We start from the raw sequence: 25,558 nt of genomic DNA on the forward strand, positions 1-25,558 counted from the left end.
TGTTACCTTTCATCCTTCTGAGCCGTCTTCTTGACATCGGGAACGCCGGCAAGCAGCCGGAATTCCTTCAGCCCCGACGGGGCGAGATCTTCCATCAGTTCAACGAAATCCATGTGCACCATGCGGCGCACGCGCCGCGCCAGATGCGGGATCGGGCTCGACGGTTCGGTGCGGTCATAGAAGGCGACGACCAGGTCGAGGCACTTCACCACGTCGTCGCGCGAGGAGATCCGGTCGGGAAGCCCGGTGCTGGTCTCCGTGTAGCTTGCCGCACTTGCCATAGTATCGGCTCCATGACCGTTTCGAGCAGACGTTGCCGGTTCTGCCGGGGTGGGCGTCTTGGCCGCGCCATTCGCCACGGCGCCGGCTGCCGCGTTCCGTTCGAGGGTCGTCAGCAAACGCTGCAGAAACCGTTTTAATTCCGGAACAGGAGCGCCACCGCCCTCGAGGCGAGCGTTGAGGGCGGTTTCGACCGCATCAAGGGCCGCGATCGCTGCCCGGGCGTCGGCGACGAGCGCGACCATCTCCGCACCGGCCTGATCCGCCTGCGCCGCGCATCCGGCACGCACCCGGTTCAGCAATTGTCCGTGCGCACTGACCAGCGCGGCCTTTTCCGCCGTGTTCAAGCCAGAGGCGGCTTCCTGGAGCATGACACGGTCGTCGAGCGCGCTCTGTTCCAGGTCGCGTCCGCTGATCGGCCCGATCGAGCGTGGCGTAAAGAAGATCATCTGCCGCAGGTTCGCCAACAACCCGTCCTGACCATTCTGCAGGTCGAGCAGCGCGTTGATGCGGCGCAAGGCGGCATCGCGCGGCGCAGCGTTGGGCCGCAGGGCCGGATGCATGGTTTCCCAATGCTGGTCGAAGGTTAGCGCAATGAGGGTCAGACCCTGCGCGAGCCCGGCTAGCCCTTCCTCATTGGCCAGCGCGCGCGTGACGATGACGAGCAGGCGCAGGTCGCGGCCATGCGCGCGCAATTCCGCCGCCTTTGCCAGTACGGCGGACCAGTCGACCGGAATGGTGCTTTGCGACGTGGGCTTGTTGTTGCCGTCGTGGACGACCTTGATCTCCGGCTCCGTCAGGCGCTCCAGCTCATGAAAAGCCGGGTCGTTGCGCAAATCCTCCCCTGACGGATTTCCACCGTCGAGCGGACTAAGCCAGAGTGCGACATCAAGCACACAAACCCCCAGCGACCGGCCTCAAACCGTAAGTGACGCGACGTTATCACACGGTTGCACTTTACCACAATTCAACGACTGCTCAAAAATTAACAGAAGCTAAATGCGATCGCTCTCGAGGGCCGAAATCCGTGGTATGATTGCCAAAGCTGCATGCGAACCGCATTGCGGAGAGGCATTCAATTTCGTGGCTGTTTCCAGCCTGTAATGCGGGACTTTCCACAAATGGAAAGGAGCCGGCTAAACCGGGCATCCCGACATCGGTCCATCACGCGCTTTGTCAAGTGACGCCTTATGTGGCACGTTATCGGCAGATCGCAGGAGCACGTTCGATGGAACAGCGCCGGTCATCGCAGACTTTCAAGCGCAAGGAACTGGTCGGCAAGCTCAATCCTGTGGGTGTCCGCGCCTTCAAGGCTGCTGCCGACACCGCCAAACTGCGCGGCAATCCCTATGTCGAACTGGTCCATTTCATCGAGCAACTGGTGCTGTCCGACCGCTCGGATGTGCAGATGATCATCGCCGATGCTGGCGTGGATGCGAGCCGGCTCACGGCCGACATGACCCGCGCCGTCGACAAATTGCCTTATGGCGCGACATCGATCGAGGAATTCTCCGACCATATCTTCCATGCCATCCAGGAAGCCTGGAACCTGGCGACGCTCGAGTTCGGCGTCGAGGAAGTCCGCAGCGCGCATATTCTGCTTGCTTGCCTGAAGACGCCGGTGCTGGAAGGCCTGTTGTCGAAGATCAGCGGCGAGTTTGACAAGATCGACGCCGACGCCGTCATCTCGCGGTTCGCCGATGTCACGGAAGGCTCGCTCGAAGCCGGCGCCGCTCCGGCGACGCCCGCCACAGAAACGCCGATGAAACGAGGGCCGGGCGGGGATTCGGCGCTGGCCAAATACGCCACCGACCTGACCCAGCGCGCCCGCGACGGCAAGATCGACCCCGTCGTCGGCCGTGATCCGGAGATCCGGCAGATCGTCGATATCCTGATGCGACGCCGGCAAAACAACCCGATCCTGACCGGTGAGGCCGGGGTCGGCAAGACCGCGGTCGTCGAGGGCTTTGCCTTGCGTATCGCCCAAGGCGACGTGCCGCCGACGCTGCAAGGCGTCAGCGTGCGCATGCTCGATGTCGGATTGATGCAGGCGGGCGCCAGCGTGAAGGGCGAATTCGAAAAACGGCTGAAGGCCGTCATCGATGAGGTCCAATCGTCCGAAACGCCGGTCATTCTGTTCATCGACGAAGCCCATACGCTGATCGGCGCCGGCGGCGCGGCAGGCACCGGCGACGCGGCCAATCTCTTGAAACCGGCGCTGGCGCGGGGCGAACTTCGCACCATCGCGGCAACGACCTGGGCCGAATACAAGCAGCACATCGAGAAGGACCCGGCGCTGACCCGCCGTTTCCAGGTGGTCAAGATCGACGAGCCGTCAGAGGCGGTGGCCGTCCTCATGTTACGCGGCGTGGCCGGGGTGCTGGAGAAGCATCACGAGGTGCAGATACTGGATGAGGCGATCGAGGCGGCGGTCGGCCTGTCGCATCGCTACATCCCGGCACGGCAACTGCCTGACAAGGCAGTGAGCCTCCTCGACACCGCTTGCGCGCGTGTCGCCATATCGCAGCACGCCACGCCGGCCGAGGTCGAGGACATCCTGCGCCGCCGCCAGGCGCTGGAGGTCGAGCGCGGCATCATCGGTCGCGAGGCGGCGATCGGCATCGAGGTGACTGACCGGCAGGCCCGTGTCGAGACCGGGCTTGCCGAAAGCGAGGTCACCCTGGCCGCCGCGCAGCAGCGTTGGGATCGTGAAAAGGCGCTCGTCGCCGAGATCCTCGAATTGCGCGCCCGGCTGCGCGGCGAGGGCGTGCCGCTCGATGCGGCGGCGACCGCCGAGGCCGATACCGAAACGGCAGCGGCGGACGCGGAAAAGACCAAGGTGCCCCAAACTGAGCCGTCCAAGACCGAGCCACCCAAGACTGAGCCGCCCAAGACTGAAACGGCGAAGGCGGAAACGGCGAAGACCAAGGCGGCCAAAGCCAAGGCCGGGGCGCCGGCGGCTGCCGATCCTGCGCCGTCAGATCCGGCGGCCGACCTTGCCCGGTTGCGCGAACTGATGGCCGAGCTGGCCGAGGCGCAAGGCGAAACACCGCTCATCCTGCCGTCCGTCGACCGCAATGCCGTGGCGGCCGTGGTTCAGGACTGGACCGGCATCCCGACGGGACGGATGCTGTCCAGCCAGACCGAAAAAGGCGCTCAAGCTCGCCACCACGCTTTCGGAGCGGGTCGTCGGCCAGGATCACGCCATGGAGATGATCGCCAAACGCGTGCAGACCAGCCGCGCCGGCCTCGGCGCGCCGGAAAAGCCGGTTGGCGTGTTCCTGCTCTGTGGCCCCTCGGGCGTCGGCAAGACCGAAACCGCGCTGGCGCTGGCCGAAACGCTCTATGGCGGTGAGCAGAACCTGATCTCGATCAACATGTCCGAGTTCCAGGAGGCACACACCGTCTCGACGCTGAAGGGCGCACCGCCCGGCTATGTCGGCTACGGCAAGGGCGGCATCCTGACCGAGGCCGTGCGCAGAAAACCCTATTCGGTCATCCTGCTCGACGAGGTCGAGAAGGCGCATCCCGACGTGCACGAAATCTTCTTCCAGGTCTTCGACAAAGGCATGATGGACGACAGCGAGGGCCGCCGGATCGATTTCAAGAACACGCTGATCCTGCTCACCTCGAATGTCGGCTCCGAGGTCATCATGGACCGCACCAAAAATGGTACGCTGCGGGCCGGGCTCGACGATCTCGACACCGCCTTGCGCGCCCCGCTGCTGAAAGTCTTCCCTGCGGCCTTCCTCGGCCGGGTGGTGACCATTCCTTATTACCCGCTCTCGGATTCCATGATCGAGGCCATCACCCGTCACCAGTTCGCCAAGATCGCGCGCCGGCTGCGGGCGACCAACGATGCGGAACTGGTGATCGGCGACGGTGTCATGGATCTGGTCAAGGCCCGCTGCACCGAGATCGAATCCGGCGGACGCATGATCGATGCCATCCTGACCAACACGCTCTTGCCGGAATTGAGCCGCGGCGTGCTCAACCGGTCGCTTGCGGGCGAAAAGATGACAAAGGTCACCGTTGGCGCCTCCAAGGAAGGTTTCACCTATTCCTTCGAGTAGGTTCAGGTGAATGGGGATGAAGCATGCTTCGGTGCTGCGGCTCCCTTGTCAGAGGCGAGGCAAGGTCACCGCGGCACGGAGGAGATGACGGACAGATCGGCGGCATGTCGGAGAAATACCCGGACGGCGCATCATCCTGCCGTCACGCCGGCTTGTCATCCGGGTGGCCAAGTTCGCAGAACCAGCCGCCGAGATATTTTACCGACGGCCGTTTCGGATCGGGAATGGGGGTCTTGGCTTCGACCGCGGCGCGGAACGGTTCGGCGCTGTCCTGTGGGACGAAACCCAGATGGTTGGCGCCGCTGTTGTCGACCATCTTCAGCTTGTTGTCGGATATGCCGAAGGAGATCGTGTGGCCGACGCGCGGCGCGGTCAGCGCTGCCTCGACCAGGCGCACGCAATCGGCGAAGGAGAGGTAGGACCACAGCATGCGGCGGTCCGCCGGTTCGGGGAAAGACGAGAAGATGCGCAGGCACACCGTCTCGATGCCGAACTTGTCCCAGTAGAGCCGGCTGAGGCTCTCGACGAAATTCTTCGACACGCCGTAGAGGCTGTCGGGCCGCACTGGCGCGTCGACGCCGATATGCGCCTCGACCTCGTGATAGCCGATGGCATGCACCGAGGAGGCGTAGATCACGCGCTTCACGCCGTGTTTCCGGGCGCCTTCATAGATATGGTAGGAGCCGCGGATGCTGGAATCGAGGATCATCTGCCACTCGCATTCGAGCGGTGCGCCGCCGAAATGCACGATGGCGTCGCAATCCTTGGTCGCAGCGATCGTGGCTTCCATGTCGGCGAGGTCGAAGACAGCTTCCTCCTCGTGCGGCGCGAGATCGCCGAACGGTTCACGCCCCGCCAGCCGGATCGTCTTCGCCAGCGGCACCAGCCCCTTGCGCAGTTCCGAGCCGAGGCGGCCTGCAGCACCGGTGATCAGGATACGGTCATAATGCGGCATCATCTACTCCACTTGCGCGACGGCGGCGTTGATCCGCGCGATCGCCTCGGTCAGCACCTCTTCGCTGGTCGCGGTCGAGATACGAAAATAGGGCGAAAGTCCATAGGCGGCACCCGGCACCGACGCCACGCGGCCTTCGGTGAGAAGATAGTTTGCCACCGCCGCATCGTTGTCCAGCACGACACCCCCGGGCGTCTTGCGGCCGATCAGGCTGGCGCAGCCGATATAGGCGTAGAAGGCGCCGTCCGGCGGTGACAGCGTCAGGCCGTTGATCTTCCTGATCCCATCGACGACAAGATCACGGCGCGCCTCGAAGGCTTGCCGGAAGCGCGCCACCTCGTCCTGCGGGCCGTTGAGCGCGGCCACCGTCGCTGCCTGCGCGATCGAGCAGACGGAGGTGCAGGACTGGCTCTGGATCGTCGACATCGCCTTCACCAGCGGCGCCGGTCCGGCCGCGTAGCCGACACGCCAGCCGGTCATCGCATAGGACTTCGAGACGCCGTTGACGATCAGTGTGCGGTCCCTGAGTTCCGGGCAGGCCTTACCAAAGGAAACGAATTCGCGCCCGTCGAAGAGGATATGCTCGTAGATCTCATCGGAGAGGATGAGCACTTGCGGGTGCTTCGAGAGAACCGCGCCGAGCGCCTTGAGATCGGCCTCGGAGTAAACTGCGCCAGACGGGTTGCCCGGCATATTGAGGAAAAGCCACTTCGTCCTCGGCGTGATGGCCTTCTTCAGCACGTCTGGTGTCAAGCGGAAGCCCGATGTCTCCGGGCATTCGACGGTGACAGGCGTACCGCCGAGCAGCTTCACCATTTCCGGATAGGAGACGAAGTAGGGCGCCGGCAGGATCGCCTCGTCGCCGCTCTCCAGCGTTGCCATCAGCGCATTGAAGATGATCTGCTTGGCGCCGTTGGCCACCACGATGTCATCGGCCGTGTAATCCAGCCCGTTCTCGCGGCGGAACTTGCCGGCGATGGCTTCGCGCACCTCGGCCGTGCCGGCAGCACCCGTGTAGAGCGTCTGTCCGGCCTTGGCAGCGACATGGGCGGCATCGATGATGTGGCTGGGCGTCGGGAAATCCGGTTCGCCCAGGCCGAGATCGATCACGTCGACGCCCTTGGCGCGCAGGGCCTTGGCGGCCTGCGATGCCGCCATGGAAGCCGAAGGCTTCACCGCCGACAGGCGCGAGGCAATGTAGCTCATTTGCCGTTCTCCGAAATGTATTGCTTGGAGCGGTCGTTCGCCCGCGCCTCGGTGCTGCGTTTGGCCGGATCGCCATAGCCGCCGCCGCCCGGCAATTCCAGGATCAGCCGCCGGCCGGCCGGAACGTGCTGCCAGCCCTTGGGCCGCATCTGCGTGCCGTCGTCCAGTCTGACCACGCCGGCCACTCCAGGCTCGCCGCCATTGCGTCCGTGGGCAGGGTGATTGACGCGGTCGAACATCGCCGAGAAGTCGAACTCATGGCCCTCGATCGCCTCGATCTCGATCACCTGTCCGAGGCCGCCACGGAATTCGCCGTCGCCGCCGGAGTCCGGCCGCAGCTCCTTGCGCCAGATGACGATCGGCCCGGTGTGCTCCGTCGCCTCGATCGGCATCGTGTGGACGCCGGACGGGAAAGCCGTCGCCGACAGGCCATCGAGGCCAGGGCGCGCGCCCATGCCGCCGGAGTTGAACATCAGCACTTCGGCACGGCGGCCCTGGCCGCCCGTGACCGGCCGCACCGAGATGTGGATGTTCCACAGCGCGCCGGCGCCTTCGGCGAGGATCTTGCCCGGCAAGGCCTGGGAGATCGCGCCCAGCACCAGGTCTGGGACCATGTGGCCGAAAATGTGCCTGAGCGCCACAGGTGCTGGCCGCACCGCGTTCAGGATGTTGACCGGCGACGTCACCGTGAAGAAGGCGAGCGAGGCGGCGTTGTTGGGAATGTCGGGCGCCACCACGCATTTCAGCGCGTAGCAGGCATAGGCCTTGCTGTAGATGATCGGGCAATTGATGCCCCATCGGCTCATCGGGTCGGTGCCGGTGAAATCGACCTCGACATGGTCGTCGCGGACCGACACTTTTGCCGCCAGCTTGACCGGCGCGTCGTAGCCGTCGGTGACGAGTTCGTTCGACCAGCTGCCCTTCGGCAGCGCCTTGATGCGTTCGAGCATGGCGTCTCGTGTGCGCGAGAAGATGAAGTCGCCGAGCCCGTCGAGCGAGGAGAGCCCGATCTCCTTCATCATGTCGACAAGACGGCGATGACCGACCTCGTTGCAGGCGGCGAGTGAATAGAAATCGCCGACCACCTGGTTCGGCTCGCGGACATTGGCGCGCAGGATGCGGACGAGGTCGAGGTTGACCTTGCCCTTCTCGGCGAACTTCATGATCGGGATCTGGATGCCTTCCTCGTAGACCGACTTGGCGTCGGCGCCGAAGCCGCGCCCGCCGACATCGACGACATGCGCGGTGCAGGCGAAGAAGGCCACCAGCTCGCCGTTCAGGAAGGACGGCGACACCATGGTGATGTCGTGCAGATGGCCCGTGCCCAACCAAGGATCGTTGGTGACATAGGTGTCACCCTCGAACATGGCCTCGCGCAGGATCTCGTTCATGAAATGCAGCACCGCCTCGGCCATGGTGTTGACGTGGCCGGGCGTGCCGGTCACCGCCTGCGCCAGCATCTGGCCCCGCGGATCGAACACGCCGGCCGACAGGTCGCCGGACTCGCGCACCGAGGTCGAGAAGGCGGTGCGCAGCAAGGTCAGCGCCTGCTCCTCGACCACCGAGATCAACCGGTTCCACATCACCTGCATGCGGATATCGCCGATGTCGCTCATGACTGGCTGCCTTTGCGGATCAGAAGGATGGCGCCGTCGCTCTGGATGACGGCGTCGAAGCTGGTGGTGACGACGGTGGACGTCTCGCGTTCGACGATGACCACAGGCCCGGCGACGCGGTCGCCGGCGCACAGCGCCTCGCGTTCGACGATGCCATAGGTCTGCGGCTCGCCGCTTGCCGGATCGAACACTGCGCGGGTCGTGGGCGGCTGGCTGGTTCGGGTGCCGGCCGTCAGTTCGTGCCTGGCAACATCGGGCCTTATATCCGTCGCCTTGACCGACCAGGTGACGATCTCGATCTCCAACCCGTCGAGCCCTTCTATGGCGCGGCCGAAGAAGCGCTGGTAGTTCGCCTCGAACAGCTCCTTGAGCCCGGTGATGGCATCGTCGCCGAACGGCTTGTCCGGCAGCAGCACCGGGATTTCCCAGCCCTGGCCGGCATAACGCATGAAGGCGGTGATCTCGCAGGTGATGCTGCCGCTGGCGCCGCTGCGCACGAAGCTTTCGGCTGATGCTCTGAGGTCGCCGAGCAAGGCGTTGACCTCGGCCGGCTTGAACCGCGACAGGCGGGTCAGCTTCGACGCCAGCGCCTCGTAACCGAATGGCGCCTTGAGGAAGCCGATCGCCGACCCGACGCCGGCGCCCTTGGGGACGATACAGCGTTCGATGCCGAGTTTTTCGCACAGCCTTGCCGCGTGAAGCGGGGCAGCGCCGCCAAAGGCGATCATCAGATTGTCGGAGATGTTCTTGCCGTTCTCGACCGCGTGGACGCGGGCGGCATTGGCCATGTTCTCGTCCACCACCTCGCAGATGCCGAAGGCCGTCGACATGGCATCGAGCGACAGGCGCTCGCCGACATCGCGCAGGATGGCCTGTTCCGACGCCGCCGTGTTGAGCCGGATCGCGCCGCCGGCAAAATTGTCGGGATCGAGCTTGCCGAGCACGAGGTCAGCGTCGGTGATCGCCGGGCGCGTGCCGCCGCGGCCGTAGCAGGCAGGCCCCGGCTCCGAGCCTGCACTTTCCGGCCCGGTCTGGATGCGACCCATGGCGTCGACCCAGGCGATCGAGCCGCCGCCGGCACCGATCTCGATCATCTCGATGACCGGAATAGAGATCGGCATGCCCGAGCCCTTGCAGAAGCGGTAGGTGCGCGCCACCTCGAAGGTTCTGGCCGTGCGCGGCGCAAAGTCCTCGATCAGGCAGATCTTCGCGGTGGTGCCGCCCATGTCGTAGGAGACGACCTTTTCCAGGCCGAAGCGCCTGGCGATATCGGCGGCGAAGATGGCGCCGCCGGCCGGGCCGGATTCGACCAGGCGCACGGGAAACTCAGAAGCTGTCTCCACCGAGATCAGGCCGCCGCCCGAATGGATCATGAAGACCGGGCAGTCGGCGCCCATCTCCTTCAGCCGTGTCTGGAAGCGGGCGAGATAGTCGGCCATTTGCGGCCGCACATAGGCGTTGGCGCAGACCGTGTTGAAGCGTTCGAATTCGCGCATCTGCGGCGACACTTCGGCGCTGATCGAAATCGGGATGCTGAGCTTGCGGGACAGAATTTCGCGCGCGCGGCGTTCATGCGCCGGATTTGTGTAGGCGTGGATGAAGCCGATCGCCACCGAACCGAAGCCGCCGGCCGCGATCCGTCCGGCAATCTCCTCCAGCGCGGCTTCATCGAGCGGCTGCAGTTCCTGCCCTTCGGCGCCGATCCGGCCCTTCACCGTGAAGCGATGCTCGCGCGGGATGAGCGGCGTCGGCAGCTGCAGGTTCAGATCATATTGTTCGAAGCGGTTTTCGGTCCGCATCTCGATCACGTCGCGGAAGCCTTCGGTGGTGACCAGCGCGGTCTTGGCGCCACGGCGTTCGATCAGGGCGTTGGTGGCGAGCGTCGTGCCGTGGATGATGATGCCGATCTCGGCAGGCGAAATGCCGGCATCGCGCGTGACGACGGCGATGCCGTCGAGGATCGCCTGCTCTGGCGCCGCATAGTTGGTCAGCACCTTGGTCGAGAACAGCGTTCCCCGGAGATCGAGGGCGATGTCTGTGAACGTGCCGCCTATGTCAGCGCCAAGACGGATGTCGTCGGTTCGGGAGGTCATGCCTTGGCCTTCTGCGAAGCGAGCGCGGCTTCGCGCATCTGGGAGAGGGTCTGCCGGGGCGTCAGCGCTTCGGGCGAGATGGCGATGTCGAGGACGGCGCCGGTCGTCGAGCTGAGTGCCCGCCCGAAGGCCGCGGCGAAATCCGCGGTGGATTCGACCCGCTCGGCATGGAAGCCATAGGCCTTCGCCAGCGCCACGAAGTCCGGGTTTTCGAGCGAGGTTCCGGAGACGCGGGCCGGGTAGTGGCGCTCCTGATGCGCACGGATGGTGCCGTAAATGCCGTTGTTGATGATCAGCACGATCGGCTGCGCGCCCGCCTGCATGGCGGTGCCGAGTTCCTGGCAGTTCATCTGGAAATCGCCGTCGCCGGCAAAGCAGACGACGGTGCGCTCCGGGAACGCGACTTTTGCCGCGACCGCCGCCGGCAGGCCGTAGCCCATGGCGCCGGACTGCGGCGCGAGCAGCCGCGCCTGTGGCCCGAACTTGAAGAACTTGTTCGGCCATACCGTGAAATTGCCGGCACCGTTGGTGAGGATGACGTCGGCGGGCAAGGTCTCGCGCAGCCAGGCGCTGACCGCCACCATATCCACCGGGCCCGGCTGGACGGGTGCCGCGAATGTCCCTTCATAGGCCTTGCGCGCTGCCGCGCGCCACTCCGCCCATGTACCCTTGACCGGCGTCAAAGCCTTGGCGAAGGCGTTCGGGCCGGCATGGATGCCGATGACAGGCACATAGATCTTGCCGATCTCGCGGTCGGAGCCATGGACGTGGATCAGCTTCTGGCGCGGCTGCGGCACCGACAGCAGCGTATAGCCGTCCGTGGTCATCTCGCCGAAGCGCACATTGACGGCCAGGATCACATCGGCGTCGCTGATCAGCTTCTTCACATGCGCCACCATGCCGACACCGGCCTCGCCGACGAAGGCGAGCGAATGGTTGTCGAACTGATCCTGATAGCGGAAGGCGGCCACGACCGGGATGTCGGACGCCTCGGCGAAAGCCTGCAGCGCCGTACGTCCAGCCTCCGTCCAGTTGGCACCGCCCATGAGCAGAACCGGCTTTTCCGCAGCCGCTAGCAGTTTGAATGCCGCAGCCATCGCATCCACGCTCGGCGCCGGCTCGAAAATCGCTGCCGGCCCGCTGAGCGGAGCGGCTTCGGTCAGCGTGGTCAGCATGTCCTCCGGCAGCGCGACCACCACGGGGCCAGGCCGTCCGGTCAAGGCGGTGGTCCAGGCCCGCGCGACGATCTCCGGCAGGCGCGCGACGTCGTCGATCTCGACCGCCCATTTGGCGACGGTGCCGTAAACGGCCCGGTAGTCGATCTCCTGGAAAGCCTCGCGGCCCTTCATGTCGGTGCCGACCTGGCCGACGAACAGGATCATCGGCGAACTGTCCTGCATGGCCGTGTGGACGCCGATGCTGGCATTGGTGACGCCCGGGCCGCGCGTCACGAAGCAGATGCCCGGCGATCCCGTCAGCTTGCCATAGGCGGAAGCCATGAACGCCGCGCCGCCCTCATTGCGGCACAGCACATAGTCCAGCTTTCCCTCTGTGTCATGCAGCGCATCGAGAACGGCCAGGTAGCTCTCACCCGGTACGCCGAAGCTCTTGCTCGCGCCCAGAGCGATCAGGCATTCGACAAGAAGGCGGCCGCCATTGCGGATCATGCTTCGATATCCTTACAGCTGGCGGCAAGCGGACCGAGCCTGCCCTTCGGTTTATACCTGCACTCTGGCGGGTCGGGGCGAAATCAAGAAATGCGGACTATTCGAAAGTTTTTCTTTACTGTGGCGAACGCACCAGAACACCGGGATTCATCGTGCCCAGCGGATCGAACGCGCTCTTCAGCCGCGCCATGAGTTCCCGCTCCACCAAACCGCGATTGCGCTCGGCCAGGGCGATCTTGGCACGGCCCAATCCATGCTCGGCCGCGAAGCTGCCGCCCATTTGCGTGGCAAGCGCCGACAGTGCCTCGGCAAACTGCCCGGCCTTGCCGTCGAAATCGCCACGGCCTTCCGGCGGCGACAGATTGTAGTGGATGTTGCCGTCGCCGAGATGCCCGAACGGGTTGATCCGCACGCCGGGCAGAATCTCATGGCAGATTTTTGCACCGGCCTCGACGAAGCGCCCGATCGCGCCCGGCGGCACGGAGATGTCGTGCTTGAGCTGTTCGCCTTCCAGACGCTGCCCCTCCGGCTGTTCCTCGCGCAGCCGCCAGAACTGCGCCCGATGCGCGCCCGACGTCGCCAGCGCGCCATCCAGCACCAGGCCTTGCTCCATTCCCCATTCCAACGCCGAATTCAGGATCTCGTCCAGCGGAACGCGGCTAGAGCCGGAAGCCAGTTCGACGAGCAGGTAGACATCGCCCCGCGTCTCCAACTGATAGGCGAGATCGGGCAAGTGCTTGAGCGCCAGTTCCAGCCCGACATCGCTGAAGAATTCGACGCCGGTCAGAAATTCCCCTGCCTCGCCGCGCAGGTAGGCGCCGAACGAAACGGCAGCGGCAAAGTCGGATATGACGAGAAGTGCGCTCGCCTGCTGCCTTGGCGTCGGATAGAGCCGCAGCACCGCGCGCGTCACGATGCCGAGCGTTCCTTCCGCGCCGCAGAACAGCTTGCGCAGCTGATAGCCCGCATTGTCCTTCTGCACCGCGCGCAGTCCGTCCCACACGGTGCCGTCCGGTGTCACCACTTCGAGGCCGAGCACGAGGTCCTGCATCATGCCATAGCGAAACCCCTGGCTGCCGCCGGCATTGGTTCCGATCAAGCCGCCGATCCCAGCGCTGCCTTCCGCGCCGAGATGCATGGGAAACATCAGGCCATGCGGCTCCAGCGCCTCGTGCAGCGCGGCAAGCACGACGCCCGCTTCGACGACGATCGAGCCGCTGTCGAGATCGGGTTCGCCGATCGCCGCCATGCGCGACAGCGAGACGATCACCGCGTTCGGCTGCTCCGCGACGGCACCGCCGCAAAGCCCGGTATTGCCACCTTGCGGCACCACCGCCAGCCCAGCCTCGCGGCACGCCTTGACGACCGCGGCCACTTCAACGGTTGTCGCGGGGCGTGCAACGCCCAGCGGCGCGACGCCATAGCGGTTGAGCCAATCGCGCTGGTAGGGCGCGGCATCGGCGCCCGAAAGCCAGCCTTTCGGTCCGAGGATCTGGCGCAGCGCGGCTGTGGGGTCAGTCATGGAAATCCCTGAATGTGTGTGCTGCTTGAACGTTGCATCTTCAAAAATGCCGTTCAATGACCCAGCACCTGCGACAGGAATTGTCGAGTGCGCTCGTTGCGGGACGCTGTGAAGAATTCTTCCGGTGGCGCCTCCTCGACGATCTCGCCGCCATCCATGAAGACCACCCGGTCGGCGACCCTTCGGGCAAAGCCCATCTCATGCGTGACGCAGATCATCGTCATGCCTTCGGAGGCGAGCGTCACCATGACGTCGAGCACTTCCGAAATCATTTCCGGATCGAGCGCCGAGGTCGGTTCGTCGAACAGCATGATCTGCGGCTGCATGCACAGCGCCCGCGCGATCGCCACCCGCTGCTGCTGGCCGCCGGAAAGCTGGCCGGGAAACTTCATCGCCTGTTCGGGAATGCGGACCTTCTCCAGATAGCGCCGGGCGGTTGCCTCGGCGTCAGCGCGCGGCTTTCTGCGCACGATCATCGGCGACAGCATGCAGTTCTCCAGCACCGTCATGTGCGGAAACAGGTTGAAGTGCTGGAACACCATGCCGACCTCCCGCCTGATCTCGTCGATGTTGCCGACATCGTCGTTGAGCTCTGTGCCGAGCACAGTGATACGACCTGCGTTATGTTGTTCGAGGCGATTGATGCAGCGGATCATGGTCGACTTGCCCGAGCCCGATGGACCGCAGACGACGATCTTTTCGCCGCGCTCCACGGACAGGTTCACCTTTCTCAACGCGTGGAACGTCCCGTAATATTTGTCGAGATTTTCGATGCGGAGCGCGGGTCCGGCCGGTTGCGTCGATTTGCCTGAAATCATGTCCGCGCCTCCTTAGCGTTCACTGACCGACATGCGGCGTTCCAGGAAGGCGCCGTAGCGGGACAGGCTGAAAACGAAGACGAAATAGATGAAGGCGATGAAGGCGTAGACCTCGACATAGGCGAAGCGCCATTCGCCGGTGCCGTAGGCAGCATTGCCGGAAGCCAGAATCTCGAAGAAACCGACGATGACCACCAGCGAGGTCTCCTTGAACGAGATGACGAACTGGTTGATCGTCGCCGGCAGCGCGTTGCGCATGGCCTGCGGCAAGAGAATGCGGCCGATGCGCTGCCAGTAGCGCATGCCGAGCGCCATGGCGGCTTCTTCCTGTCCCTTGGCAACGCCCTGCATGCCGCCGCGCACGATCTCCGCCTGGTAGGCGGAGAAGAACAGCGCCGAACCCAGGATCACCCGGTAGAGCTTGTCGCCCTGCAGCCATTGCGGCAGCGCGAACGGCAGCACGATGGCGAATGTGAACAGGATCGAGATCAGCGGCAGCGAGCGCACCCCATCGATGATCAGGCCGGTGGTGCGGGAAATCCAGGGCAGTTCCGAGCGGCGCAGCAAAGCGAGGCAGATCGCCAGCGGGAAGCCGATCAGGCAGGTGGTGACAAAGATGAACAGGGTCAGCGCCAGCCCGCCCCACGCTTCCTCGCCGACGAAGGGCAGGCCGAGCACGCCGCCTTTCATCAGCACGTAGAAGACGGTGGTTCCGACACCCCAGACCAGGGCGATGCGGCGGCCCGTCCAGAAGGCTGGAATGCAGCTCAGCACCGTCATCACCACCACGGCCACGCAGGCCAGCGCCGAGCGCCATTGCTCCTCATAGGGATAGAGGCCGAAAAAGATGATGCGCCACCTGGCCGCGATGACCGACCAGCAGGCCCCGGCCGCGGCCTGGCAGGCTTCGGGCCCGCCGCTGGTGGTGAAGACAGCCGAGAAGACCGCCCAGTTCAGCAGCTTCCAGACGATGAAAGCCATGATCGCCAGGGAGATCAGCGACATCACGGCCTGAAGCGGCGTCGCGAAGAAGCGTCGCCTCAGATCTTTGAGCTTTCCGGGGGCGGGGGAGCGACAATCTCCATGGCTCAGCCCCTCAGCTGATTGCCCTTGAGGGCAATGGCCTTGTTGAGGCGGTTGAACAGGGCGGCCAGCGAGAGGTTGATGGCGAGGAAGCCCGCCATCAGGATGCCGATCACTTCGAGGGTCTGGCCGGAATGATTGATCGTCAGCGCCACGATCATGAAGAAATCCGTGAAGCCCACCGCAATGCCCATCGTGGTCGCCTTCATCAGCCAGACATACTGGTTGGCCAGGATCGGCAACATGGCGCGCAGCGCCAGCGGCAGCCGCACCAACGTGAACACCCGCCACGGGCTGAGCCCCAGTGAGAGCGCCGCTTCCATCTGACCCTTGCCGACAGACTGGAAGCCACCGCGCACGATCTCTGCGATGTAGGAGCCGCCATAGATCGCGATGGCGATGGCCAGCGCGGAAAACTCCGGCGGAATGCGCAGGCCACCCCTGAGGTTCAGGCCTTGCAATGCCGGGAAGTCGATGAACGGAGCGTCGGGCAGGCGGCCGATCACCAGAATGATCGCCGTGCAAGCGAGCGCTGCCGCCACGGCGGCGAATTGGATCGTACGGCGCTGGCCGATTGCCTGGCTCAGGCGCGATGTGCTGCCCAGCCAGAGCGGCAGCGCTATGGCCGCGACCAGGGCCAACAGGGCCAGCGCCATTGCCACTCCGCCGACATTCGGAAACGGGATGTAGAGCCCGCGGCTGGTGAGCAGAAAGCCCCAGGCTTCGTGCGCGGCGCGCGGCGTCGGCAAATGCGTGATCAGCGCATACCAGAAGAACACCTGCAGGATCAGCGGGATGTTGCGGAAGATGTCGACATAGGTGCGGCCGAGCAACTGCGCCAATTCGTTGGTGGAGGTCCGCGCCAGGCCGACGATGGTGCCGACTGTTGTCGCCAGCATCAGGCCGACGGTCCCCAGAAACAGCGTGTTGGTGATGCCGATGAGGAAGAACCACCAATAGGGGTCATTGGCCGTGGCGGGCAGCAGCGTGAAGTTCACGTCCCAGCCCGTCGACTTGAACAGGAAGTCGAAGCCGGAGGTGATCCCTTGCTCGGCCAGATTCCGCCGTGCGATCACGACACCGGCAAGCACCAGCGCTGCGATCGAACCGACATAGAGAAGCTGCAACAGCGCGTTGCGGACCTTCTGATTTCTCAGCAGGCTGCTCATTGACCAATCTTTCCCGAATTGTCGCCGGCTCCGCCCGGCAAAGCCGGGCAGAGCCTAGAGCGGGATGTGTTTAAGAGCGGATCAGTCGATGACCAGCGGGAACAGGACGCCGCCATTGTTCCACAAATTGGTCAGCTCACGGTCCATCTTGTAGGGCGAGCCCTTGCCGAGGTCGCGATCGAAGATTTCGCCGTAATTGCCGACATTCTTGATCACCTTGTAGGCCCAGTCGTCGGAGAGCCCGAGACCCTTGCCCATGCCTGGCGTCACGCCGAGGAACTTGGCCACTTGCGGCGAGGTCGGCTTGGCCTTGATCTCGTCGACATTCTTGGAGGTGATGCCTTCCTGCTCGGCGAAGATCAGCGTGCTCAGCGTCCAGTTGGCGATGTCAACCCAATTGTCGTCGCCTTGCCGCATGATCATCACTTCGGGCTCGACCGCCAGCACGTCGGGCAGGATGACATGGTCTTCGACCTTGCCCTTGGCGATGCGCGCGATGGCCAGCGTCGGGCCCCACTGCGCATAGAGATCGCAGCGTCCCGAGAAATAGGCCTGTTCGAGTTCCTCGGTCTTTTCGATGAGCACCGGCTCGAGCTTGATGCCGAGCTTGGCCGTGTAGGCGGCGACCTGCTGTTCCTGCGAGGTGCCGGCGGGAATGCAGATCGTGCCACCCGCGGCATCCTTGAGCGACTTCAGATTGAGTTCCTTGTGCGCCATCACCTTGGTCGTGCCGAGGTAGTAGGACATGGAGAACTGCAGCCCGAGTTCCGTGTCGCGGCTGAGCGTGCCGCCCGATGCCTTGATGATGATGTCGACATCGCCCGATTGCAACGCCGGCCAGCGCTGCGCCCAACTGATCGGGACGACCTTCAGCTTCGTCGGATCGCCGAACACCGCCGTGGCCACTGCCTTGCAGAGGTCGATGTCCATGCCCTTCCAATTGCCCTTGTCGTCCACCTCGGCAAAGCCGAGATAGGAGCCGTCATGGCCGGTGCAATTCAGCACGCCGCGTGCCTTGACCGTTTCGAGCGTCTTGCCGCCAGCAGCTTGCGCCGGCGCTGAAAAATGCACGAGGCCAAGGGCCAGGGCCGCAGCCCCCCATTTCATCGTCTTCATGTTTGTTGTCTCCGCTGTTGAGGTTGTTCCGTTTCTTGTTGTTGGAGCCGCGAAAGAGAGCTTTCGAGGCCCGGTCTCGAAGCCGCTTCCTATTCGGAAAGCGGGGTCGGTTTCGGCAAGGGGATGGTGAGGTCGCTTCGCCAGTCTTGCTGGGCCAGCCATCGATGCAGGGCGGCCACCGCCTTCACGCGCAGATGTCCGCGCGGGACGACGAGGTAGAAACCCGGAACTTCCTCCGGCCGCATATCGGCGATGGCATCGCGGCCGATCGGCGCGACCAGCATGCCCGCCCGGAAATCCTCTTCGGCGTCGATGACGGAAACCAGGCCCACGCCGATGCCTTGCAGGGTCGCCCGGCGCATCGTCGCCGCGTCATCGAAGCTGATGCTGCGGTCGCCTTCGGTCAGTTCCACACCGAGGTGGCGCAATATATCCGGCCACAGGCGCTTCGACTTGACGGTGTCGAGCAGCGTGAACTTCGTCAGGTCGCGCGCCGACTTGATCTTTTCGCCGATCGCCGGCGTGCAGCAGATGATCTTCGGGTCCGGCACCAGCAGCGTGGTCTCGTAGTCTGGCCAGTTGCCGTAGCCCCACTGCACCGTCATATCGATGTCGTCGCGCCCGAAATCGGGCAGGTCGACCATCGTCGTCAGCCGCAGATCCGCGCCCGGCAGGATTTCCCGGAACAGCGAAAGCCTGGGCAGCAGATAGTGCGTGGCGAAATATGGGCTCGCATTCAGGTTGATGCGGTCGCGGTAGGTCGACTTGGTGACGCGGCGTACACCTTCCGAAAACTCGTCGAAGCCGGCTTTGACGTAGTGCGACAGAAGGATGGCGGACTCGGTCAGTTCGATCGACCGGCCCTTGCGCTCGAACAGTGTCACCTGAAGCGTGTCTTCCAAGAGCTTGATCTGCTGGCCGACCGCTTGCGGCGTGACCAGCAATTCGTCCGCGGCCTGTCGAAAGCTCTTGTGCTGCGCCACGGCGTGGAAGACGCGAAGCGCGTTCAGCGAGGGAAGGCGCAGCTTGCCGGTCATCGAATATTCCGCTCCTTCCGCTCGAGGCTCCGTTGATCATGCACTGCCGTATTTCAGCCGCCGCCGGCTGCAGAAAGCCGCCTCAGGCGTAGATATAACCACCTGAAACAATGACGTTTTCACCGGTCATGTAGGTGTTCTTCGGGCCACCGGTCATCAGCACCCATTCGGCGATCTCGGCCGGCTCGGCGCCGCGGCCGAGCGGGCTTGCCTTGGCCAGTTCCTCCAGGAAGCCGAGCGCTTTTGCCTTCTCCGTGGCCATACCGGCCGGCGCCACCGAGTTCACCAGAATGCCGTCCTTGGCCACGTGATGGGCGAAGGATCGCGTCAGGCTGACGACGGCGGCCTTGGTCGCCGCATAATGGGCGTTCTGCGGATGCGCCTTGAAGGCGTCGACGGAGGTCAGGTTGACGATGCGGCCGCGTACATGCGCCTTCGGCTGTTGCGCCTGCATATGGCGAACCGCCGCCACCATCATGTGATAGGTGCCCTTGATGTTGATGCCGTTGGAGGCATCCCAATCGGCGTCGCTGATTTCCAGAAGCGGGCGGCGCGGATAGATCGCGGCGCAATTGATAAGCGTGTCGACGCGCCCGAGCTTGGCAACGATGGCGTCGAATGCGGTGTGACATTGCGGGCCGACCTGGATGTCGCATGCCGCCGCCGCTGTTGGCAGGCCCTTGGCCTTCGCCGGCGCGAGCGCGGATTCGGCGGCCTCCTGATTGATGTCGATGATGCCGATCTTCGCCGCCCCGGCCGCCACGGCCATTTCGGCCAGGAGGGCGCCGAGGCCGGCACCGCCGCCAACGATCAAAACGGAAAGATCCTTCATCTAAAGTTTTCCTTACTTGGTGCCGCTTGGCGATGTCGGCCAGGTCGGCATGATGTCGAAACGGGTGACGTCGGCCCATGCGGGCAGTGCAAGCACCGCGACCACCATCCTGGCCACGTCGTCCGGCTGCACCACTTTGCTGGCGTACATGGCGGCACGCGCCTCGGCGCCGAGGATGTCCTGGTAGAGCTGCGTCTCGACACGGCCGGCGACGATTTCGGTGACGCGTATGCCTGACGGGGAGAGGTCGGCGCGGAGTGCTGCGGCAAAGCCTGATATCGCCGCCTTGGTGGCTGCGTAGACGGCGATGTTGGAGAAGGCCGCGTGGCCGGCGACGGATCCGGTGAACAATATGTGGCCGGACTGCCGCTCGCGCATCTGCGGTACGACGAGGCGGGTGAGCAGGATCGCCGCGCTGAGGTTTATCTCCAGCGTCGTGTCGATATCTGATATCTTCATGTCGGCGAAATTGCCGAGCGGCGGCATGATGCCGGCATTGTTGATCAGCACGTCGATGGTGAGATCCGCCAGAACCGCCTCCAGCGCCTCGCGGTCTGTGATGTCGACGGCGATCGGCACGATGCCGGGCCGCTCGGCCTGCAGCGCCTTGAGCGCGGCCTGGCTGCGCCCGACCGCATAGACCTCGTAGCCGGCATCGCTCAGCGCGATCGCCATGGCCCGCCCTATGCCGCTTGTCGCTCCTGTGATGAAGGCTGTCGTCACCTGGGCTTCCCCGTTTGCCTGGATTTCAATGTGCGGCGCTGGCCGGCGCCGCGAAACCAAGAAAACCAGCAAAAAGGAAAGATAAACTTTCGAATTCTCTTTTCCCGCCCGAAAATCGGGCAGATGGCCAGCCCGGTGCCGAGGCTGTAAACCCGGGAAAACGGCAGGAAAACGGCATTCTGAGCCTGCTGAAAGCGCCTTCGGTCAGCTGGCGGAGCAAAAACTTGGCTTTCGCAATGCGCGGCTAATCTGGTTGTCGACGAATGCCTGTGCGATCTAGGCCGTGAACCCATAAACACGAACGGCTGAGATGAGGTGGAAAGCTTCAATTCGCCTCGTCCGATCGGAACGACTAAGGACGCCTTCTCTAAACCTACGGGTCGCCCCAGTACCGTCGCGTCGACCGGGTCCAATCGATAGCGGCTGGGTATCAAGCGGAGGTTAAGGCTTTCAGCGTATTCGAGATGACGCGGGAGTAGTGACAACTTGAAGAGCCGTTGGGAACTTAAGCACGAAGACAGCCAAAGGGCGTTTACGACCTCAGGCACTGTAGTCGCCCTGCTGACTGCATTCATTTATGCCTTTTTCTCCCAAGCGGATTCTGGGTTCGCAACGTCGTTTTCAACGGCAGGGCTGTTCAACGCTAACATCTTTGTGATCGGCTTTGATGCGTCGCGGGCAAAAAGGGCGATTCCCTCCGGGAGATTTGTCTGAATCTATGCAGGGCAACCAATCATGAGGGTTGCACCGTTGCCCGGCACATTGCTGTCATTGTTTTCGCAGATCCCCGATCCACGCCGTGGCCAGGGGCAGATGTATCCCCAGGCGCCGATCCTGCTGTTCACGGTGCTGGCGATGCTGGCCGGGGCGGTTTCGTATCGTCAGGTCCACGCCTTCATCCGCATCCATCTTGTCCGCCTGAACGGCGTGTTCGGGGTCTCGGTGCGAAAGGCCCCAGCCTACTCGACGGTGCGGTTCATCCTTCGCGGTCTCGACGGGGCGGAGGTCGAAAGGGTGTTCCGCCAGCATGCGGCCGGCCTGCCGACGCCCCCGGCCCAAGAGCCGGACGACGCCATGCCGGACGACGTCATGCCGGCGTGCGTGGCCATTGACGGCAAGACGCTGCGCGGCAGCTTCGACGCCTTCAACGATCGCAAAGCGGCGCATCTGCTGAGTGCTTTCGCCAGCGATGGTCAGATCATCCTCGGCCATCTGGCGATCGATGAGAAGAGCAACGAAATCCCCGCCGCCCAGGACTTGATCGCCACGCTGGGCCTGACCGGGCGCATGTTCACTCTCGACGCCATGCATGCCCAAAAAAACCTTCGCCGTAGCCCTGGCCACGGGTAACCATCTGCTGGTTCAACTCAAGGAGAACCAGCCCAATCTGGATGACGAGATTCGCGCCATCGTCGACAGCCGCACTCCCAGCGACACGGCCTCCTCACGCGACACAGTGCGATCCCGGCAGGAGGATCGAACCGTGGACGTCTTTCCCGTCGGCAAGGCCCTCGTCGACAGCGAATGGCAGCCCTTCGTCAAGACCATCATCCGCGTCACCCGCCAAACTTGGCTCCGCAGTGCCGCCACGGGCATGTGGCAGCCGCGCGGCGAGGTCTCATACTATATCTCCTCCGAACAGGGTCTCCCCGCCAAGACTTGGGCCGCCATCATCCGAGGCCACTGGGGCATCGAGAACCGCAACCACTATGTCCGCGACGTGTCCTGCGACGAGGACCGCAGCCGTATCCGCGACAACCCCGGCATCATGGCCAGAGCCCGCAGCTTCGCCCTCAACATCCTGCGTCACAACGGCACGAAAAACGTCGCTCAAGCCCTCTGGAACGGCGCTCTCTCCCTCGATCTCATCCTCGCTTACAAGGCTCTGTAATCAGCGTTGAACAGCCCTGGTTTTCAACGGCCTTTTCGCTCACTGTCGATCTCGGAAGGTGCTCTTCATCTTTCTCAGCGATCATCATGGCGCAGATGGTCTATTCCATCGCGGTTACTTTGCTTTTGGTATCCATCGCGGGCAGGTGCGCATTCGGCGCGATTACGGATGCTGGAAGCAGAAAACCGTTCTTATGGATGGCTGTCGGGGCGCTGCTTTTCGGCGGGTTCCTCATTGGGCTCGCAACGACTGAAAGCGCATGGTGGTTTTTCGGAAGTCGTAGGTCGATCAGTCGCGCGATTTCGTTTCAACAAGCATGTTTGAACAGCCGTCAAGTTCTCCATCCCCAGCTTTATCTGATCAGCGTCTGGCTTTTCGGAATAACCTGGATGGCTTTAATGGTGTTAACGATGCTCACACAAAGAGTGGCGTTTCACCGTGAGTACGAAGACTTGCCCAGGGACCCGCAACTTCGCGAAGAAATCCTGAAAATTCGAGCGAAGTATCCGCCAGTTCCACAGCCGAAGCCGAAGAGTAGCGACTATTCGATCGTCAGCTTAGTCTTAGTTGTCGGAGGCTGCATCATAGGCCTGACGCACGGCCTTTATAAAGCTGGTATCGCCTTCGCCCTATTGGCTTTTGGGAGCTAGCCGCCAGCTATCCGCCGGTGGGCGAGGGCCTCTTCATATCGGTGAACAGCGAGGCCGCTGCCGCCTTCTGCTCCGCCTCCGTCGCCTCGACGCCGGAAGCTCGGGCCAGCGCCCGCACACGCCCGAGGCTGTTGTGCAGGTGCTTGCGCATGGCCTGGCGCGCGGCGCGGCCGTCCTGCCTTTCAATGGCGTCGACGATTGTCCTGTGCTCGTTGTGGATGCGCGTGTAGTAGCTGTCCTTGCGCTCCGGCGTGACCACGTAGCCGAGCTGGAAGCGCGGAACGATCATCGGCCTGAGATAGGCGAGGAAGCCGTGGATGAATTCATTGCGCGCCGCTTTGGCGATCGCCAGGTGGAAATCATAGTCGTAGTGGATCTGGACGACGGCCGGATCGGCCTGCTGGGCGTCGACCTGTTCCATCAGCGCGCGGATGCCGCTGGCCTCCGCATCGGTTCGCCGTTCCGCGCAGAGCCCGGCGGACTCCACCTCGACGCTTAGCCTCAATTCTAGCAAGGCGATGGTTTCTGGCAAGGTCCTCAGCGCCTCGTCGGGGATCGAGAAATTGCGCGGCGCCGGTGTTTCGCTGACGAACATGCCGCGCCCCTGCTGCGGCACGACCATGCCTTCGGAGCGCAGCCGTGCCACCGCTTCCCGCACAACCGTGCGGCTGACATCGTATTCGGCGCAAAGCTCCGCCTCGGTCGGCAATTGCGCGCCGGGAAGCAGCGATCCGGAACGGATCTTTTCCGACAGGCTCTCCGCCACGACGGTGGAAAGCGGCTTGCGCTTCGTCATCAGTCTCCCTCTCGCCCGATTCGCGATGATGCCCGAACCGGCAGGACCATTCAAACCGCCGCGGTGACGATCAGCTCGACCAGCATTCCGGGCTTGGCCATCCGTCCCTCGCCGGAAGAGCGCGCCGGCGCATGCTCCTTCGGTATCCAGGCGTCCCACACCGTGTTGACCTCGTCGAAGTCTCTGACATCGTCCAACCACATCTGCACGTGCAGGATGCGGGTCTTGTCCGTGCCTGCTTTGGCCAGCAGCGCATCGATCTTGCCGAGCACCTCGCGCATCTGGTCGGCGGCCGACTGGCCCGGTCTCGCGACCTGGCCGGTGAGGTAGAGCGTGCCATTGTGGATGACGCCGTGGTGGATGCGGGTGTCGAAGTCGAAACGCTTGATGTCGCTCACGGATTTTTCCCTCGTCAGATTGCCGGCGTTTGCCGGATGGGATTGCCTTGCAGATATTGGGCGTAGGGCGCCTGGACGAGCCAGCCGGCGTCGACAGGCAAGGTAACGCCGGTTATCGACGCTGCACGGTCCGAGCAGAGGAACAGCGCCGCCTCGGCAACGTCGCGCGGCTCGACGAAGCGGCGCAGCGCCGTCGTGGCCTGGATCGCTTCGGGATTGCGCTCGCCCTTGGCGATCCTGGCCTTCAGCCCATCGGACAGTGTGTAGCCGGGCGCGACCGCATTGACGCGCACCCCATGCGGGCCGAGTTCAGCGGCGAGGATCTGTGTCAGCGCCAGGACCGCGTGCTTGCCAGGCGTGTAGGCGGGCAGCGACAGCGGCGCGAAGGAGGCGAGCGAGCCGACATTGAGGATCGCGCCGCGTCCGGCCGCCGACATCAGCCGGCCGAACATCTGGCACCCCAGCAGCGTGCCGCGATAGTTCACCCGCCACATCTTCTCGTCCTCGTCCAAATCCTGGTCGAGGACATGCTTGCCGCTCTGCAGGATACCGGCGCAGTTGACCACGACATGCGGCGTGCCGAACGCAGCGCTGACGGCCTGAGCCAGCGCCTCCACCGAGGCGGCTTCGGCGACATCGGTCTGGACAAACAGCGCGCGCGGCGCGCCCGCCGTCTCGCAGGCGCTGGCCGCCTCCTTGCCTCGTGTCGCGTCCCGGCCGGCGACGACCACCTGGTAGCCGTCCTCGGCGAAGCGCAGCGCGATCGCGCGGCCGATGCCGGAAGTGCCGCCGATGACGACAGCCGTCAATGTCTCAGCCATGGCTACGATCCCTGCGCTCGATATCGAAGAATTCGGCCATGGCTTCAACCTGGAAATCCATCATCGGGCGTCCGGGCTGGACGCGGCAGCCGATCTCCTTGGCTGCCTTCAGCAGCGCTGTCTCGGCCGGCTCCATGATGATGTCGACGACCGTCATGTCGGGCGTCAGCTTCGTCACATCCATGGGCAGCGGATCGCTGGCCTTCAGCCCGGAAGGCGTGGCATTGATCGCCATGTCCATGCCGGACGGATCGGGTTGGCCAACCTCGATACGGCATTTTGGAAAGGACTTGCTGACCAGCGCGGCCAGCTTCTCCGCGCGTCCCCTGTCGATGTCGGCCAGCCGGATCTCCGCCGCGCCTGCCTCGGCCAGACAGTAGGTCAGCGAAGCGCCGGCGCCGCCGGCGCCGACCTGGAGGATGCGGCGGCCGGCGATCTGATGCCCGCCTGCCTTCAGCCCGTCGATGAAGCCGACGCCGTCGAAATTGTCGGCGTACCAGCTTCCATCGGGCATCCGCCGCACGGAATTGGCGCTCTCGACCCGCGCCGCGCGGTCATGCGCGGCGGAACACTTGTGGTAGACCGCGACCTTGTACGGCACCGAGATGATGACGCCGCGGATGTTCTCGGCCGCGGTGAGGCCGGCCCAGAAGGTGTCGAAATCCTCCGGGCGGCAGCTCAGCGGAACCATCAGGCTGTCGAGGCCCTTCTGCTCGAAGATCTCGTTGAACATGCCGGGGCTCTTGGCGTGGCCCACGGGATGGGCCAGCATGACGAAGACATCGGCCTTGCCGGTTCCGCGCATCGATTTAT

The 25,558-nt window shown here is 64.0% G+C and carries 21 protein-coding genes and 1 pseudogene; 4 read left to right on the plus strand and 18 right to left on the minus strand.

Annotated elements, in window-relative coordinates; genetic code table 11:
- Positions 1–2: 2 nt before the first annotated feature.
- Entirely contained in the window at positions 3–1,175 is a 1,173-nt protein-coding gene (gene tssA, locus HB778_RS21605; protein ID WP_183456809.1) for a type VI secretion system protein TssA, read from the minus strand.
- A 332-nt stretch (positions 1,176–1,507) separates the two neighbouring features.
- On the opposite strand from tssA, the pseudogene tssH reads away from it, so the two are divergent.
- Positions 1,508–4,352 (plus strand): annotated as a pseudogene (gene tssH, locus HB778_RS21610) (type VI secretion system ATPase TssH).
- 142 nt (positions 4,353–4,494) lie between these two features.
- Here tssH and HB778_RS21615 read toward each other — a convergent pair.
- The 13 genes from HB778_RS21615 to HB778_RS21675 form a co-directional block, all read right to left on the minus strand.
- Positions 4,495–5,307, minus strand: a complete 813-nt coding sequence (locus tag HB778_RS21615) for an NAD-dependent epimerase/dehydratase family protein (protein ID WP_183465172.1) — start codon at positions 5,305–5,307, stop codon at positions 4,495–4,497.
- Between the two features lie 3 nt (positions 5,308–5,310).
- Entirely contained in the window at positions 5,311–6,513 is a 1,203-nt protein-coding gene (locus tag HB778_RS21620) for a pyridoxal phosphate-dependent aminotransferase (RefSeq protein ID WP_183456811.1), read from the minus strand.
- The gene (locus HB778_RS21625; RefSeq protein WP_183456813.1) at positions 6,510–8,129 is read right to left on the minus strand and encodes a hydantoinase B/oxoprolinase family protein; all 1,620 of its coding nucleotides are present in this window, start codon (positions 8,127–8,129) and stop codon (positions 6,510–6,512) included. Before HB778_RS21625 ends, HB778_RS21620 begins: the two co-directional genes overlap by 4 nt.
- Positions 8,126–10,222 (minus strand): hydantoinase/oxoprolinase family protein, encoded by a 2,097-nt coding sequence (locus tag HB778_RS21630; protein WP_183456815.1) that lies wholly within the window; start codon positions 10,220–10,222, stop codon positions 8,126–8,128. The genes HB778_RS21625 and HB778_RS21630 overlap by 4 nt, the downstream gene beginning before the upstream one ends.
- Positions 10,219–11,889, minus strand: coding sequence for a thiamine pyrophosphate-binding protein (locus HB778_RS21635; protein ID WP_183456816.1), 1,671 nt, complete (start codon positions 11,887–11,889; stop codon positions 10,219–10,221). Before HB778_RS21635 ends, HB778_RS21630 begins: the two co-directional genes overlap by 4 nt.
- Before the next feature lie 115 nt (positions 11,890–12,004).
- Positions 12,005–13,411, minus strand: a complete 1,407-nt coding sequence (locus tag HB778_RS21640) for an FAD-binding oxidoreductase (protein WP_183456818.1) — start codon at positions 13,409–13,411, stop codon at positions 12,005–12,007.
- Between the two features lie 53 nt (positions 13,412–13,464).
- On the minus strand, positions 13,465–14,229 hold the full coding sequence (locus tag HB778_RS21645; RefSeq protein ID WP_183456820.1) for an amino acid ABC transporter ATP-binding protein: 765 nt from the start codon (positions 14,227–14,229) through the stop codon (positions 13,465–13,467).
- Positions 14,230–14,241: 12 nt separating this feature from the next.
- Positions 14,242–15,234 (minus strand): amino acid ABC transporter permease, encoded by a 993-nt coding sequence (locus HB778_RS21650; RefSeq protein WP_244661558.1) that lies wholly within the window; start codon positions 15,232–15,234, stop codon positions 14,242–14,244.
- A gap of 83 nt (positions 15,235–15,317) precedes the next feature.
- Positions 15,318–16,481 carry an ABC transporter permease subunit gene (locus HB778_RS21655; RefSeq protein ID WP_183456822.1) on the minus strand — a complete coding sequence of 388 codons (1,164 nt, stop codon included), beginning with the start codon at positions 16,479–16,481 and terminating at the stop codon, positions 15,318–15,320.
- A gap of 81 nt (positions 16,482–16,562) precedes the next feature.
- Positions 16,563–17,597, minus strand: a complete 1,035-nt coding sequence (locus tag HB778_RS21660; protein WP_183456824.1) for an amino acid ABC transporter substrate-binding protein — start codon at positions 17,595–17,597, stop codon at positions 16,563–16,565.
- Between the two features lie 89 nt (positions 17,598–17,686).
- Positions 17,687–18,634: a LysR substrate-binding domain-containing protein gene (locus HB778_RS21665; protein WP_183456826.1), complete on the minus strand. Its 948-nt coding sequence runs from the start codon at positions 18,632–18,634 to the stop codon at positions 17,687–17,689.
- Positions 18,635–18,716: 82 nt separating this feature from the next.
- Positions 18,717–19,466 (minus strand): SDR family NAD(P)-dependent oxidoreductase, encoded by a 750-nt coding sequence (locus tag HB778_RS21670; protein ID WP_183456827.1) that lies wholly within the window; start codon positions 19,464–19,466, stop codon positions 18,717–18,719.
- Between the two features lie 12 nt (positions 19,467–19,478).
- Complete coding sequence (locus HB778_RS21675) at positions 19,479–20,189, minus strand: SDR family oxidoreductase (RefSeq protein ID WP_183456829.1); 711 nt, start codon at positions 20,187–20,189, stop codon at positions 19,479–19,481.
- 735 nt (positions 20,190–20,924) lie between these two features.
- On the opposite strand from HB778_RS21675, the gene HB778_RS42830 reads away from it, so the two are divergent.
- From HB778_RS42830 to HB778_RS21690, 3 genes are all read left to right on the plus strand, one after another.
- Positions 20,925–21,539 (plus strand): ISAs1 family transposase, encoded by a 615-nt coding sequence (locus HB778_RS42830; protein WP_183456831.1) that lies wholly within the window; start codon positions 20,925–20,927, stop codon positions 21,537–21,539.
- The gene (locus HB778_RS42835; protein WP_183455035.1) at positions 21,499–22,080 is read left to right on the plus strand and encodes an ISAs1 family transposase; all 582 of its coding nucleotides are present in this window, start codon (positions 21,499–21,501) and stop codon (positions 22,078–22,080) included. Before HB778_RS42830 ends, HB778_RS42835 begins: the two co-directional genes overlap by 41 nt.
- A gap of 86 nt (positions 22,081–22,166) precedes the next feature.
- Complete coding sequence (locus tag HB778_RS21690) at positions 22,167–22,730, plus strand: hypothetical protein (protein WP_183456833.1); 564 nt, start codon at positions 22,167–22,169, stop codon at positions 22,728–22,730.
- Positions 22,731–22,737: 7 nt separating this feature from the next.
- On the opposite strand, the gene HB778_RS21695 is transcribed toward HB778_RS21690, so the two are convergent.
- The 4 genes from HB778_RS21695 to HB778_RS21710 are packed head-to-tail and all read right to left on the minus strand — an operon-like array spanning position 22,738 to position 25,550.
- Positions 22,738–23,526, minus strand: coding sequence for a FadR/GntR family transcriptional regulator (locus HB778_RS21695; RefSeq protein ID WP_183456835.1), 789 nt, complete (start codon positions 23,524–23,526; stop codon positions 22,738–22,740).
- Between the two features lie 50 nt (positions 23,527–23,576).
- Entirely contained in the window at positions 23,577–23,924 is a 348-nt protein-coding gene (locus tag HB778_RS21700; RefSeq protein ID WP_140769515.1) for a RidA family protein, read from the minus strand.
- 14 nt (positions 23,925–23,938) lie between these two features.
- Positions 23,939–24,745: an SDR family NAD(P)-dependent oxidoreductase gene (locus HB778_RS21705; protein WP_183456837.1), complete on the minus strand. Its 807-nt coding sequence runs from the start codon at positions 24,743–24,745 to the stop codon at positions 23,939–23,941.
- Complete coding sequence (locus HB778_RS21710; protein ID WP_183456839.1) at positions 24,738–25,550, minus strand: shikimate dehydrogenase family protein; 813 nt, start codon at positions 25,548–25,550, stop codon at positions 24,738–24,740. Before HB778_RS21710 ends, HB778_RS21705 begins: the two co-directional genes overlap by 8 nt.
- Between the last annotated feature and the right edge of the window lie 8 nt (positions 25,551–25,558).

It is taken from the genome of Mesorhizobium huakuii (genome assembly GCF_014189455.1).
Classification (GTDB): domain Bacteria; phylum Pseudomonadota; class Alphaproteobacteria; order Rhizobiales; family Rhizobiaceae; genus Mesorhizobium; species Mesorhizobium huakuii_A.